At 50.2% G+C, this 14,536-nt stretch carries 14 protein-coding genes; 11 read left to right on the forward strand and 3 right to left on the reverse strand.

The genetic code is table 11. The features are described 5' to 3' along the window. The first annotated feature begins 47 nt into the window (after window positions 1–47). The 5 genes from typA (at window position 48) to INP79_RS07275 (ending at window position 5,386) form a co-directional block, all read left to right on the forward strand. The gene (typA, locus tag INP79_RS07255) at window positions 48–1,853 is read left to right on the forward strand and encodes a translational GTPase TypA (RefSeq protein WP_194753525.1); all 1,806 of its coding nucleotides are present in this window, start codon (window positions 48–50) and stop codon (window positions 1,851–1,853) included. Between the two features lie 236 nt (window positions 1,854–2,089). Beyond that, window positions 2,090–2,347, forward strand: coding sequence for a hypothetical protein (locus tag INP79_RS07260; protein WP_194753526.1), 258 nt, complete (start codon window positions 2,090–2,092; stop codon window positions 2,345–2,347). A gap of 153 nt (window positions 2,348–2,500) precedes the next feature. Continuing rightward, window positions 2,501–3,316 carry a polyphosphate kinase 2 family protein gene (locus tag INP79_RS07265; RefSeq protein ID WP_194753527.1) on the forward strand — a complete coding sequence of 272 codons (816 nt, stop codon included), beginning with the start codon at window positions 2,501–2,503 and terminating at the stop codon, window positions 3,314–3,316. A 117-nt stretch (window positions 3,317–3,433) separates the two neighbouring features. Further along, on the forward strand, window positions 3,434–4,735 hold the full coding sequence (locus INP79_RS07270; RefSeq protein WP_194753919.1) for an ATP-binding protein: 1,302 nt from the start codon (window positions 3,434–3,436) through the stop codon (window positions 4,733–4,735). Between the two features lie 30 nt (window positions 4,736–4,765). Then, complete coding sequence (locus INP79_RS07275) at window positions 4,766–5,386, forward strand: response regulator transcription factor (RefSeq protein ID WP_024930047.1); 621 nt, start codon at window positions 4,766–4,768, stop codon at window positions 5,384–5,386. Window positions 5,387–5,450: 64 nt separating this feature from the next. Here the strand turns inward: INP79_RS07275 and INP79_RS07280 are convergent, their stop codons facing one another. Then, entirely contained in the window at window positions 5,451–6,350 is a 900-nt protein-coding gene (locus INP79_RS07280; RefSeq protein ID WP_228519757.1) for a DMT family transporter, read from the reverse strand. An 11-nt stretch (window positions 6,351–6,361) separates the two neighbouring features. Further along, window positions 6,362–7,513 (reverse strand): aromatic ring-hydroxylating dioxygenase subunit alpha, encoded by a 1,152-nt coding sequence (locus tag INP79_RS07285; RefSeq protein WP_194753528.1) that lies wholly within the window; start codon window positions 7,511–7,513, stop codon window positions 6,362–6,364. A gap of 274 nt (window positions 7,514–7,787) precedes the next feature. On the opposite strand from INP79_RS07285, the gene tal reads away from it, so the two are divergent. The 3 genes from tal to hxlB all read left to right on the forward strand — a co-directional run bounded on the left by tal (window position 7,788) and on the right by hxlB (window position 10,188). Continuing rightward, window positions 7,788–8,741 (forward strand): transaldolase, encoded by a 954-nt coding sequence (tal, locus tag INP79_RS07290; RefSeq protein WP_194753529.1) that lies wholly within the window; start codon window positions 7,788–7,790, stop codon window positions 8,739–8,741. A 175-nt stretch (window positions 8,742–8,916) separates the two neighbouring features. Beyond that, window positions 8,917–9,549 (forward strand): 3-hexulose-6-phosphate synthase, encoded by a 633-nt coding sequence (hxlA, locus tag INP79_RS07295; protein WP_019882222.1) that lies wholly within the window; start codon window positions 8,917–8,919, stop codon window positions 9,547–9,549. A gap of 102 nt (window positions 9,550–9,651) precedes the next feature. After that, entirely contained in the window at window positions 9,652–10,188 is a 537-nt protein-coding gene (hxlB, locus tag INP79_RS07300; protein WP_019882223.1) for a 6-phospho-3-hexuloisomerase, read from the forward strand. A 64-nt stretch (window positions 10,189–10,252) separates the two neighbouring features. Here hxlB and INP79_RS07305 read toward each other — a convergent pair whose 3' ends face one another. Further along, the gene (locus INP79_RS07305) at window positions 10,253–10,960 is read right to left on the reverse strand and encodes a HisA/HisF-related TIM barrel protein (protein ID WP_194753530.1); all 708 of its coding nucleotides are present in this window, start codon (window positions 10,958–10,960) and stop codon (window positions 10,253–10,255) included. On the opposite strand from INP79_RS07305, the gene INP79_RS07310 reads away from it, so the two are divergent. The 3 genes from INP79_RS07310 to pabB are packed head-to-tail and all read left to right on the forward strand — an operon-like array spanning window position 10,955 to window position 14,525. Continuing rightward, the gene (locus INP79_RS07310) at window positions 10,955–12,031 is read left to right on the forward strand and encodes an ATP-grasp domain-containing protein (RefSeq protein ID WP_194753531.1); all 1,077 of its coding nucleotides are present in this window, start codon (window positions 10,955–10,957) and stop codon (window positions 12,029–12,031) included. The two genes, INP79_RS07305 and INP79_RS07310, sit on opposite strands and share 6 nt — an antisense overlap. Next, window positions 12,028–13,098 carry a hydantoinase/oxoprolinase family protein gene (locus INP79_RS07315; protein ID WP_194753532.1) on the forward strand — a complete coding sequence of 357 codons (1,071 nt, stop codon included), beginning with the start codon at window positions 12,028–12,030 and terminating at the stop codon, window positions 13,096–13,098. The genes INP79_RS07310 and INP79_RS07315 overlap by 4 nt, the downstream gene beginning before the upstream one ends. Then, window positions 13,089–14,525 carry an aminodeoxychorismate synthase component I gene (gene pabB / locus INP79_RS07320; RefSeq protein WP_194753533.1) on the forward strand — a complete coding sequence of 479 codons (1,437 nt, stop codon included), beginning with the start codon at window positions 13,089–13,091 and terminating at the stop codon, window positions 14,523–14,525. Before INP79_RS07315 ends, pabB begins: the two co-directional genes overlap by 10 nt. The last annotated feature ends 11 nt before the right edge of the window (window positions 14,526–14,536 follow it).

Genomic DNA, 14,536 nt, shown 5'->3' on the forward strand with positions numbered 1-14,536 from the left:
TTGATTTGTGATAAAATCGCGCCCTTTCCAAACAGATGGCAGTTCACATGGCACGCAACCTTAGAAATATCGCAATTATCGCCCACGTTGACCACGGTAAAACAACCATGGTTGACAAGCTCCTTCAACAGTCAGGTACTTTTGCCTCACACCAAGCGGTGACTGAGCGTGTGATGGATAGCAACGATCTGGAAAAAGAACGCGGCATTACGATTCTGGCTAAAAATACGGCCTTAACCTATGAAGGCACGCATATCAATATCGTCGACACACCGGGCCACGCCGACTTCGGTGGCGAGGTAGAGCGCGTATTAGGTATGGTGGATGGTGTGTTGTTGTTGGTTGATGCCGTGGATGGCCCAATGCCACAAACGCGTTTTGTGACCAAAAAAGCACTGGCCCTGGGCTTGAAGCCAATTGTGGTGATTAACAAAGTGGACCGTCCAAGTGCACGTCCTGATTGGGTGATTAACCATACCTTCGATCTGTTCGCCAACCTGGGTGCCACCGATGAACAACTGGATTTCCCGGTGGTTTATGCCTCCGCTTTAAATGGCTTTGCCACCTTGGACATGAGCAAACCTTCAGACAACATGCGTGCCTTGTTTGACACGATCTTAAGCCATGTTGAGCCACCTAAAGGTGACAGCGATGCACCATTGCAATTGCAAATCTCTGCTTTAGATTATTCTACTTATACTGGTCGTTTGGGCGTTGGCCGTATTACTAATGGCCGTATCAAGCCAGGCCAAGTGGTTGCCGTGATGCGCGAAGATGAACAAGTTGCACAAGGCCGTATTAACCAGGTGCTGGGTTTTAAAGGCCTGGAGCGCGTGCCAGTAGAAGAAGCTGAAGCAGGTGACATTGTGATTATTTCCGGTATCGAAGAAATCGGTATCGGTTTTACGATCTGTGATCGTGACAAACCAGTGGGTCTGCCGCATTTGGGCGTGGATGAGCCAACCCTGACCATGGACTTTATGGTCAACACTTCACCATTGGCGGGTACTGAAGGTAAGTTTATTACTTCACGTCAGATTCGTGACCGTTTAACGAAAGAATTATTGGTCAACGTGGCGTTGCGTGTTGAAGATACCGAAGACACCGATGTATTCCGCGTGTCAGGTCGTGGTGAATTGCACCTGACGATTCTGCTGGAAAACATGCGTCGTGAAGGCTTTGAAATCGCCGTGGGTAAACCGCGTGTGGTGTTCAGAGAAATCAATGGCGAAAAATGTGAACCATATGAAATCCTGACGGTGGACCTGGAAGACGAAAACCAGGGCGCAGTGATGGAGGAGTTGGGTCGCCGCCGTGGTGAAATGAGCAATATGGAGTCTGATGGTAATGGCCGTACGCGCTTGGAATACCGTATTCCAGCCCGTGGCCTGATTGGTTTCCAGGGTGAGTTCTTGACGTTGACCCGTGGTACAGGCCTGATGGCACATATTTTTGATGAATATGCGCCTGTGAAAGCCGATATGCCTGGCCGTCGTAACGGTGTGCTGATCTCCGCTGAGCAAGGCGAGGCGGTGGCTTATGCCTTATGGAAACTGCAAGACCGCGGCAAGATGTTCTCCAGCCCGGGTGACCGTTTATACGAAGGCATGATTATCGGTATCCATAGCCGTGACAATGACCTGGTGGTTAACCCGATTAAGGGTAAGCAGCTGACCAACGTGCGCGCTTCCGGTACAGACGAAGCGGTGCGTTTGATTCCACCTGTGTCCTTAAGCCTGGAATCTGCTGTTGAGTTTATTGATGACGACGAGTTGGTTGAAATCACGCCGAAGACAATTCGCCTGCGTAAGCGCTTCCTGTTGGAGCACGAGCGTAAACGTGCGGGTAAATAATCTTTGTTGATACGTAAAAAAGCCAGCTTCTGCTGGCTTTTTTATTGCCTGAAACATCCTTCAATAATTTGTTAATTTTTGTTGTTATTTTATTCTCACATATGTTAATAATTGATATAATTAACATATAAAATAACTAAAGTTAACTTTTAAATGGTTCGTTTAAATAGTCCATTGGCCTGTGTCAGTTAACGCCGTGAAAAAATTATTTTTAATATCAATGAAGGAGAAATGAAATGGCAATGCATGAGTTAAACGTCGTCGAAGTCGATGTTGTGTCTGGTGGTTTTGGTGCGGGCATCGGGTTTTTTGGTATGCCTGAAGAAACCGTGGCCGCTGGTAATGTGCTGATCGCAGCGGTGGGTGGTATCGGTGGTGTCGCAACAACTCTGGGGCAAGTGTTAAATGGTCCATCAGGCCCCGCAGTGGTTTCTGCGCTTTCTGGCGTATTGTCCGGTGGCGTGTTTGGCTTGCTGTTTGGCCGTAATCAATAATTAACCACGAAAATCTCCCCTAATAACAGCCTCGTTAGGGGCTGTTTTTTTACGCCCGCGTCCTTGGTGGTTATGATTCGCGTAGGTGATGCATCTTGGTATTTGCAAATTAACTGCGATACACTTGCAGCAAGCAACCAGTAGATATTACCTATGAGCGCTTTCATCGAGCAATACCGCGTTAACCCGAAAAAGTTTTCTTTAAAGCAATTCAAAGCAGACGATAAGTCCGCCCGCACTGGCGATAAAGAAAAAGATGCCAGTTTACTGGCTGAGTTAACCCATCAAATTAATCTCAGGCAGGATATTTTGCATGCCGAAGGCAAGCATAAGGTGTTGCTGATTTTGCAGGGCATGGATACCAGTGGTAAAGATGGCACGGTCAAGCATGTGTTTAGTGCCTGCGATCCTTTAGGTATTCGTCTGGCCAGTTTTAAGGCCCCTAGTGCTGATGAGTTGGCGCATGACTATTTATGGCGCGTGCATCACCAGGTGCCGACTAAAGGCGAATTGGTTATTTTTAACCGCAGCCATTATGAAGATGTGTTGATTGTAAAAGTGCATGACTGGATAGATGATGCAGAGTGCACGCGCCGTTACCAGCAAATCAATGACTTCGAGCGCATGTTGAGCGAAACCGGCACCACCATCATTAAATGCTTTCTGCATATCTCCAAAGATGAGCAAAAGGAGCGTTTGCAAGAGCGCCTGGATGATCCTACCAAGCATTGGAAATTTAATCCCAAGGATCTGGATGAGCGCGCCTTGTGGGATCGCTATATGGACGCTTATGAACTGGCGCTGAAAGAGACATCCACTAAATATGCGCCCTGGTATGTGATTCCGGCTGATTCTAAAACCAACCGTAATTTATTGGTTTCCCAACTCTTGCTGGAGGCATTGAACCAGTTGCCGTTAGCGTATCCCGCCAAGCCCAAAGAATGGGATAAGCTCACTATTCAGGATTAAAGTTGTAATTTAATGATTTTACGCTGTGTAAATACGGACTGATTACAGTTTAATAACGCTGAATTCAATCATGGTTAAAAAATGAGCTTACGCTTTCGACTCAACTTGTTGGTCACCATGCTGTCGCTGGTCTTTTTGATCGCTGCTGGTATTGTCCTGGTGAGAGATACCAAAGACAGTATCCGTGAACGCGTGGAGGCGGCGACACGCGTCACGGTGCAATTGCTGGATACAGTGATTGTCAGCTCGGCCATGAACCCCAGTCTGGGGCCAACGCATTATGTGCTGCAAGATTTTTTGCGCTCGCTGGGCTATGTGCGCAGTAGCCGCATCGAGTTGTACGATTACTCTAATAACCCCTTGTACCTGTCACCGACCTCCACCTTCAAGTCCGAGATCAATCCGCCGCAATGGTTTGTCAAACTGGTGGCACCACAAGTGGAAACAGTGACGCGGCGGGTGCGTTATGGCACGCTGATTATCAGCTCCAGCGCAGAAGGTTCTATCCGCGAGGCGTGGTCAGGGTTTCTGCAATTAATGACCATGGGCATCGGCTTTTTTGTGCTGCTTAATTTGCTGGTCTATGGCTTGCTGAGCCACGCTTTGCGCCCGGTCAGACATATCTTGCATGCGATCAACCGCATTGAACAAGGTGATTTAACCACGCGCCTGGAACGCTTTTCGCTGCCTGAGTTTGATAAGATCGGCAAGAGCTTGAACCAGATGGCCCTGTCGCTGGATGCCGAACGGCAACTGGAGCAAAACCGTCAGCTGACACAACTGATCCAGCAGCATATCGAAGATGAACGGCGCAGCCTGGCGCGCGAGCTGCATGATGAGCTAGGGCAATACGTGACAGCGATCAAAACCTTTGCCGTGGCAATTGTGAATAAAACCAAAGAAAGTACGCCGGATATTGCGGCCAATGCGCAAACCATTGTCGCTGCCGCCAATCATATTTACGACGGCATGCATAACATCATTCGCCAGTTGCGTCCGGCCGCCATGGATAATATGGGCCTGGTGGAAACGCTGCGTGACATGGTGTCTGGCTACCAGGCGCAGCATCCTGAACTACAAATCCAGCTGCATTTGGCGGGGCAGTTCCAGCCGATGGGTGAAAATGTGAACATCAATATTTACCGTATTGTGCAGGAAGCGGTGAATAACGCAATTAAACACGCGCATGCGCAATGCATCAATGTCCATCTGCTCACAGATGTCGACGGTTTGCGCCTGATGATTTGTGATGATGGCGTCGGCATGCGGCTGGATACCGTAGACCAGAGCCGTCATTTTGGCCTGCTGGGCATGCGCGAGCGTGTGCAGGCATTGCATGGACAATTTAAAGTGGTGTCGCAGCCTGAAGCAGGCCGTGGAACCACCTTGGATATTCGGTTGCCTATACAGGCAGCCTAAAAAGAGGGAGAAACAAGCGTGATAAGTGTGATGCTGGTAGATGACCATGCAGTGGTCAGGATGGGCTTTAAAATGCTGCTCGAGTCAGACCAGGAAATCAAGGTGATTGCTGAAGCAGAGAGTGGTGAGGCGGCCATCAAGGCCTATGTTGAGCATCACCCGCAAGTGGTGGTGATGGACATTACCATGCCTGGTATCGGTGGCATGGAGGCGATAGAGCGTATCTTGGCCAAAGACAATCATGCGCGCATTCTGGTGTTGTCTGCCCATGAGGATTCCGTGCATCCAAAACGCGTGCTCAACGCGGGTGCCATGGGCTATGTCACCAAGCGTAGCGCGGCTGAGGAGCTGATTAAAGCCATCCGCAGCGTGGCGCAAGGCAAAAAATACATTGAGGCCAGCGTGGCCCAGCAAATGGCCATCCAGCAATTGTCCGGTGAGCAAAATCCGGTGGATGTGCTCAGTGAGCGTGAGTTTGAGGTGTTCATGTCATTGGCACGCGGCAAATCTACCAACGAGATTGCCGAAACCTTGTTCCTGAGCCCGCGCACGGTAGGCACGCATTTGTACAATATTAAACAAAAACTCAATGCGCAAAATTCGGCAGAGATTGCCCTGATTGCCATGCGCTGTGGTTTGCTTGAACCTTAAGCTGCCAAGATCAAGTAAAAAAGCCATTCTTGCAAGGAATGGCTTTTTTATTGTAATCAGGCAGTTATCTTGAACTTCTGGAGCTGAGGATACCAAAGGCCACGATGAGTAGCATGCCAATGATTTCATGCGCACTTAAGGTTTCGTCCCACACAAGTACGCCTATTAGCGTGGCAAAGACGACAGTGCTGTAAGCCAGGCTGGCGACCGTCAGGGTGTTGCCAGTGCGGTAGGCGCGCGTTAACGCCAGTTGGCTTAAGGTGGCTGATACTCCTAGTCCACATAGCAGTGGTAGGTCTTGCCATTGCAATGTTGTCACATGGTCTATCAACATCCAGCCACCACTGGCGATGGTACATACCAGGGTGAAATAGAAGACGGTGCGCCAGTCTGGCTCGCCTGCGATGCCTAGCTGTTTGACGTGTACATAGGCAAAGGCCGCGCCTATACCCGACAACAAGCCAATGCCGCCAGCCAGCAGTTGGTTACTATGAAAGGCAGGTTGCAATAGCAGGCAGACGCCGACAAAGCCGCCAACCACACATAGATTGAGTGTTTGCTGTTGCTGGCGGCTGAGCGGATGTTCTCCGCGTAATAGCCAGGGCGAAAGCAGGGCTAAAAACATGGGTGAGGTGTAATTGAGGGTAATGGCGGTGGCTAAAGGCAAATGGGCAATGGCGTAGAAAAATAGCAGCAGGGCGGTGAAGCCTACGCCAGCGCGGCGCATTTGCATGGCCAATAACGGGGTTTTTAGCGGTTTGCCTTGCCAGCAGACCAGGGCGGCAATCATCAGGAAGCCAAAGGCTGAGCGGTAAAATACCAGCTCGCTGGTCGTGAAACGCGCTGCACCTGCCTTCACAAACGCGCCCATGATGGCAAATCCCAGGCCGGCCAGCAGCATCCAGTAGCTACCCAGCTGCCAGTGTTTGGGATGCCGTAAAACGGCGTTGCGGTATTTACGCAAAAGGAGCTGGCCTAGCGCTGCAGATGGTCAGGCAGATGTGGCTCCATCTGTTGGCGATACCAGCGGTGAAAATGCTCGAGGCCGGTTTCCATCGGGTGCTGGTAAGGGCCGCGCTCATCTTTACCCAGCATAAACAAGCCTTTGCGGCCGTCTTGCATGCGCTGGCAAATCTCTTTATCTTCAACGGCAGTTTCAAAGTAGGCCGCCTGTTGCGCTTGAATGTATGCCTGCTCAAACAAGGCGATATCTTCCGGGTAGTAAAATTCGACCACATTCTGGCAAGACTCAATGCCGGTCGGGATGATGTGCGAAACCACCAGTACGTTGGGATACCACTCAATCATGAGGAACGGGTAAAGCACGAACCAGATGGCGCCATACTTGGGTGGTGTGCCTTGCTGGTAATCGGTAACGGCTTGTTGCCACTGTTTATACACGGGTGACAGGCTGTAATCAGGTAGCGGTTTGTAACCAACCGTTTGCACGCTGTAATGCTCACCAAACTCCCAGTTCAATTCGCCACAGTCGACAAACTGGTTGAGACCAGGGTGGAACGGGCCGACATGGTAGTCTTCGAGGTAGACTTCGATAAAGGTCTTCCAGTTGAAATCGTAGTGGTCCACAATCGCTGACTCAAAGTGATAGCCGGTAAAGTCAAAATCCTGCTTGCAGCCCAGTTGCTTGAGCAGTTGGGCGATGTCCAGGCCTTTTTGTTTGGATGCCGTGTCACTGCCTTTAAACAGCAGGCCTTGCCATGCAGTCAGGGATTGTCTCTCCAAGTGCAGGCAAGGGTTTTGTTCAAAATGCGGGGCGCCCAGTAACTGGCCGTTTAAATCATAGGTCCAGCGGTGCAACGGGCAGACGATGTGTTGCGTGTTGCCCTGGCCATTGAGCATCACCGCTTGGCGGTGGCGGCAAATGTTGCTGATCAGTTGTGGCTGGCCATGTTGGTTTACCAATGCAGTAGCATTGTGCATCCAGTCCAGGGCGCGATAGTCGCCCGGGTTGGGAACCATGCGCTCATGCCCAAGATATTGCGGCAGCAGGGAGAACAGATGTGTTTGCTCCAGCGCATACACATCTGGATGCAGATACCAGTCAACAGGAAGTTGTGCGAAGCGAGTCTGGTTTTGTTCTTTATTTAAAGAGGTGACAGAACCCATATGCCTAACTGATTAATCACTTGCAAAAAAGGTGAATTGTGCCCGAAAAGGGGGGTATTGAAAAGTCAAAACAGGCAAAAGTAGCTGGTTGGTTGACAGCAATTGGTTGATTTTAATCAACAAAACCGCACCCGCTGACGGCTGGATGCCAGTAGTGGGCACGCTGTAATGTGCAAAGGACGCTTAACTAACTCGAATAAATTCAGTTATAATGTTGAAGGTTTCTATGTATAACTATACGTAAACGATTATTGCAATTTATAGGAGCAATCGCATGGCAAATTTATTAGATCAGTTGAAAGCAATCACAACCATCGTGGCTGACACTGGTGACGTTGAAGCAATCAAGAGTGTTAAACCTGTGGACGCAACCACAAACCCATCTCTGGTATTGAAGGCTAGCCAAATCCCAGAATACGCACCTTTGATTGACACTGCCATTGCTTACGCAAAAACACAGGGCGGTTCTAAAGAGCAACAAATTGAAAACGCAGCTGACAAGCTGGCTGTGTTGATTGGCGCTGAAATCACTAAAGTGGTTCCAGGCCGTATTTCTACAGAAGTAGATGCACGTCTGTCTTTCAATATCGACGCGATGGTGGCTAAAGGCCGTAAACTGATCAGCCTGTACCAAGAGTCTGGCATCAGCAAAGACCGCGTTCTGATCAAGCTGGCTTCTACCTGGGAAGGTATTAAAGCCGGTGAGATTCTGGAAAAAGAAGGCATCCAGTGTAACTTGACGCTTTTATTCGGTTTCGGCCAGGCACGTGCTTGTGCTGAAGCTGGCGTATTCCTGATTTCTCCATTCGTTGGCCGTATCCTGGACTGGTACAAAGCGAAAAACCCAGGTACTGAGTACACACAAGAAACAGACCCAGGTGTGGTTTCCGTACGCGCGATCTACCAATATTACAAAGAGCACGGTTACAAAACTGTTGTGATGGGTGCTTCTTTCCGTAACACTGGCGAGCTGATCGCCCTGGCTGGTTGCGACCGTTTGACCGTTTCACCAAACTTGCTGCAAGACCTGGCTGCGACTGAAGGTACCTTGGTTCAAGTGTTGAAAGATGGCGGCAAAACTAAAGAAGTGCCAGCTAAATTGACAGAAGAAGAGTTCCGTTTTGAACTGAACCAGGATCCAATGGCGACTGAGAAATTGGCTGAAGGTATCCGTGGTTTCGTGGCTGACCAGAACAAACTGGAAGCTGCTTTAGCCGCAAAACTGTAATATCTCTGTGAGATGATAGAAAGAACTGGCAGGACCTGCCAGTTCTTCACTTTTAGTCAGGCACAAATTGGCCTGCAACATTGACTTATTTTGGCTGCCAGCTTACTATGAGCGACCAGCTTGAATTGGTAGTACGCTAGCAATAGCATTTAAATTTTAATTTTTGGAGAAAAACATGGCATTAACTCAAATGGCATTAGACTCATTGGATTTCGACGCAACTATCGCTTTGGCAGAAAAAGTTGCTCCACACGTTGACATTCTGGAAATCGGTACACCATGCATCAAGCACAACGGTATCAAATTGCTGGAAACTTTGCGCGCTAAGTTCCCAAACAACAAGATCCTGGTTGACCTGAAAACTATGGATGCAGGCGAGTACGAGTCTGAGCCATTCTACAAAGCCGGTGCTGACATCTGCGTAGTTTTGGGCGTATCCGACATCGGTACAATCAAAGGCGTAATCAAAGCTGCTAACAAATACGGCAAAAAAGCTCAAGTTGACCTGATCAGCGTTGAAGACAAAGTTGCTAAAACTAAAGAAGTTGCTGCTGCTGGTGCTCACATCATCGGTATCCACACTGGTTTGGACCAACAAGCTGCTGGTCAAACTCCTTTTGCTGACCTGGCTGCTGTTGCTGGTTTGAACCTGGGCGTTGAGATCTCTGTTGCTGGTGGTGTTAAAGCCGCTACTGCAGGTCAAGTACGTGACGCTGGCGCGACTATCATCGTTGCTGGTGCTGCTATCTACGGCGCTGCTGACCCAGCTGCTGCTGCTGCAGAAATCACTGCTATCGCTCACGCTTAATTCAGTTAAGTATCAATAAGTAATTATTGATCAGCGAGACAAAAAACCCGACCCAGCAATGAGTCGGGTTTTTTATTAAACTTTTTGAATACAGGACAAAACATGGATCATCAACAATTTATTCTGGACAACTTAAAGCGTATTCTGGACGTGACTGACAAGTCAAAAGCGGCTGAATTGCTGAAACTGGTTGAAGAGGCTGGTTCAACATTTATCGGTGGCGCAGGTCGCTCACTGTTGGTATCACGCTTCTTTGCCATGCGTTTGGTACACTCTGGCTACAGCGTTTACATGATCGGCGAAGTGGTGACACCAGCGATCAAAAAAGGTGATCTGCTGATCCTGGTTTCAGGTTCTGGCGGTACAGCCACCTTGTTGCCATTCGTGAAAAAAGCCAAAGAAGTGGGCGCCAAACTGGTCGTTATTTCTATGAAGAAAACTTCAGCCATGGCTGATGTGGCTGATCTGGTTGTTCAAGTTGGTCAAGATGACAGCTTCCCATTGGTTAAAGGCATGCCTATGGGCGGTCAATTTGAATTGTCTACCCTGGTATTCCTGGAAGGCGCCATTTCTGAATTGATCCACGCTAAAGGCCTGACAGAAGAAGGCATGCGCGCATTGCACGCAAACCTGGAGTAAGTGTCAGTGGCATAAGCTTCTCACGAAGCTTTGCTGTCAAAAAACCGGCCTGATGGCCGGTTTTTTATTGCGCGAATATTGCTAGGTCGCTGGCGGTGAGCTGTTTCTGGTGCAGTGCGCTGGCAATCAATACGCCATCAGCCCCCGCGTGTGCCAAAGCCTGTATATCTGCGATGTGCCTGACACCGCCTGCGGCATAGATCGCCTGCTGTGGATGCTGTTGCTTCAAGGAGCTGATTTTCTCGACCTCCGGGCCTTGATTGGCGCCTACCTTGGGTAAGCTCATCAATATGGTCGGCTGACTCCACAGGCTGGTCTCAGCCAGTAGGCGAGCAGGGCCATGAAAGCCATCCTGAAAGAAGTCCAGCGATAAAATACTGTGCGCCGTTATTTCACGCATGGCTTGATAGGTTTGGATATCCGTTAAGGTTTCACTGGCAATGATCGGGCGGATACCAGCGTCCAGCCAGGGCTTGAGTGCTTCGGTGCTATTGAGTCCGGCATCCACCCACCATTGCAGGTTCGGGAAGGCAGTCATGACTTGTTTAATCAGCGGTAGGTGATTGGGCATGTCACGATGGCCCGTGATTGCATTTAAATCGGCAATATACACGCAGTCGAAGGCATAAACTTGTAAAATAGCAGTGATGACATCGAGCAGGGCATGGCTATCGGTTAACTGCGATTGGATCGCACGATAGTGCTGGCGTTGCCCTTGTATGGCTTGTACTACCTGGCCATGCATCAAATCGATGACGGGAATAATATGCACAATAAATCTCGCTTGAAAATCTGGGTCTGTGAATATGTCAGTGCTGGTGGCCTGGTCTCTGAGGCATTGCCGGCCAGCTTGTTGCAAGAAGGCCTGTTGATGCGCGATGCCTTGCTGGCAGACTTGTCAGCGCTGGGCGTTGATTGTATCACTAGCCACGATAGCCGCGTTGCAGCTCCCATTCATGCCCGTAGCCTGCCATTACATCCTGGTGAGGATGCTGATGCGCTTTGGCGCCAGCAATTAGCATCTGATGACATAGATGCTTGCTGGGTGATTGCACCTGAAACAGAAGGCATTTTGCAGCAGATGCAGCAATTGGTGCAAACCGCTGGCAAAGTCTGGATAGGCTGTCGTGCTGACGCGATCGCGCAGACCAGTGCCAAATCGATCATGGCTGAGATTTGCCAGCAGGCTGGGATTGCTGTATTGCCGCATGTGTTTTTAGCGCAGGCAGACGCCTTGGAAAGCCTGAACTGGTACCATGCGGCTGCTACGTCTGGTTGGGTGGTAAAGCCCGATGATGGCGCAGGTTGTGAATTCACTTATTACTTTAAAAATATCAATGAACTTATTGATTTTAAATTGAAAAGATCAATTGAAAATCCTTTGTTGTTCGCTAAGACTTTACTGCAGCCTTATGTGCCAGGCTTAGCGCTGAGCATGTCGGTGTTATCGACGCAAGAGTGTGTACAGGTGATTGCCGGGCATCGGCAAAGAATAGATATCCAGCAGGGATGTTTCCATTTTGATGGCGCTGGCGTGAACGAAGCTGTCGCCTATCTGCCCGCGATGCAAACGTTAGCCGAGCAGGTTCACCGTGCGATCCCCGGCCTGGTAGGCTACTGGGGGGCAGACATGATTTTGAGCCCAGACGATCAATTGATACTGGTTGAAGTGAATCCGCGCCTCACCACGCCTTATATCGCCTTATCGCCATTACTCACAGAAAATCCTGCTGCCATGATTCTGGATGCGATTTTAGAAAATAAATTGAGTGCTGCTCAAGCGCAGGCATCGTGCACTTTGTCCTTGGCCACAAACAGCCCAACAGAGGTATCACCCGCATGAAACGTGCTGTCATAGGATGGGATATTGGTGGTGCGCATGTGAAAGCGGTGATGCTGGATGAGCAAGGTGAGGTCGTGCGCGTATTGCAGCAAGCCTGTGCCTTATGGAAAGGCTTGCCGTTACTGGAGGATGCTATCCAGCATGTATTGCATCACTGGCAAATGGAGGCAGAGGCTTGTGACCATGCGGTGACCATGACCGGAGAGCTGGTTGATTTGTTTGATAACCGTTTGCAGGGCGTACGGGCGATTGCCGAGACGGTGCAGGACTATTTGCCACACGCCGAGTTCTACCTGGCTTCAGCGGCGCAAGGCGCAGGCTTTACGGCCAGCGTAGCAGGGCAGGAGGCGCACATTGCCTCCATGAACTGGCATGCCTCGGCCCAATGTCTGGCGACCAACATGACAGATAGCGCTATGTTGGTGGTGGATATTGGTAGCACGACTTGTGATATCACGCTGTGTGATCAGCAGCAGGTAGTGCCCGTGGGCTGGTCTGACGCGGAGCGTATGGCTAAGCTGGGTTTATTTTATACCGGCGTCGTGCGCACGCCCCTGATGGCACTGGGACCGTTGATCTCTTGGTTAGCGTCTGGGCAGGCCCAGCCTGAGCCGCGCCATATTGCAGCAGAATATTTTGCCACGACTGCGGATGTCTATCGTGTGCTGGGTGAGTTATCTCCTGATTATGACCTGGCCGAGACTGCGGACGGTCAAGGGCGTTCCATGGTCGACAGTATGCGTCGCCTGGCACGGATGGTGGGGCATGATGTTGAAGATAAAACGGACGATGTCTGGCAGTCGCTGGCCCTTGCGTTTAAAGCCGCGCAACTGAATCACCTGCAACAGGCCATACAATCAATCATGGCACGGGCGCCAAGGCCACCGCAGATCATGGTGGGGCTGGGGGCGGGCAGTTTTCTGGTGGCAGCGCTGGCGCAGCGTCTGGGCCTGGCTTATCAGCCGGCCACAGCATGGATGTCCGCAGGTAATTTACAATTAAAACAAGATGCAGAGGTCTGTTTTCCAGCCTATGCGGTGGCGAGGTTATGGCAAGCATGGCATTAATTCAATTGGATTTACCTTATGCAGAAGGCATGCATTGGCTGAGGCAAGTCAGGCATCTGCCATGGCCGATGCTGTTGGAAAGTGGTCGGGTGGAGGCCAGCCAGTCTCAATTGCAAGCGAGTGTGGATGAAGAAATCAGCCTGGGTGCACGTTTTGATATTGTGGTGGCTGCGCCAGTGGCCAAAATCATACATCGACAACCCGATACTGAAGTGCATACGCAGCAGGCCCTCATAGAGAGGTCGCAGCAAGATCCTTTCCAGGTCATCCAGCAGTGGTTGGCACCCCATACGGTTGAGCGCATGGCCGATATTCCGTTTGCAGGAGGGGCGCTGGGTTATTTTGCCTATGACCTGGGGCGCAGTATCGAAACCATGCCCACATTGGCTGCTGAGGATATGCCGCTGCCTGAATTACTGGTTGGCATTTATGATTGGGCGATTATCGTCGATCATCATTTGGGCATCAGCAAGCTGGTATCACATGCTCGCTTTAGCGATCTCCAAGCGCTACAGACGCTCCACCAGCAATTGTTAGAACTATCTACGGGGCAGCACGAAGCGGCGTTTAAGGTCACTGGCGAGATTCAGCCGAATATGGATCAAGCAGCTTATGCCAGTGCTTTCCAACAAGTGAAGGACTATATTCGCGCGGGCGATTGCTACCAGATCAATCTCGCACAGCGCTTTGCAGTGGATGTGGCAGGCGATGCTTGCGAGGCTTATGACCATTTTCGGCAATTGAGCCGCGCGCCATTTATGGCTTATTTGCAAGTAGACGATGGCGCAGGTAAGCCCCTGGCGGTGTTATCGATGTCGCCGGAGCGGTTCTTGCAGGTAATAGATCGCAAAGTTGAAACGCGGCCGATTAAAGGCACGCGTCCACGGCACCAGGACGCCACTGCCGATGCGCAAGCCGCCGAAGAATTAGCGCATAGCATCAAAGACCGCGCCGAGAACCTGATGATTGTGGATTTATTGCGCAATGATATTGGCAAGGTTTGCGAAGTCGGTTCAGTCAAAGTCGATGCCTTGTTTAAATTGCAGCGCTTTACCAATGTGCATCATCTGGTGAGTATCGTGCGCGGTTTACTGGCACCAAAGTATCATGCGCTGCATCTATTGCGCGGTTGCTTCCCTGGAGGTTCTATTACTGGCGCGCCCAAGTTGCGTGCCATGGAGATTATCGAAGAGCTGGAGCCGCACCGGCGTGGCATTTATTGTGGCAGTATTGGTTATATTGGTTTTGATGGTAGTATGGATACCAATATCGCGATAAGAACCGCCGTGATATGCAATGAAAAAATGACTTTTTTTGCCGGCGGCGGCGTGGTAGCTGACTCGGATTGTGCCAGGGAATATCAGGAAACATTTGATAAAGCCTCGCAGTTTTTCAAGTTGGCAGCACATTTTAAAATGGCAAAATAATACTCGGGAAC

It is taken from the genome of Methylophilus sp. QUAN (genome assembly GCF_015354445.1).
GTDB lineage: Bacteria > Pseudomonadota > Gammaproteobacteria > Burkholderiales > Methylophilaceae > Methylophilus.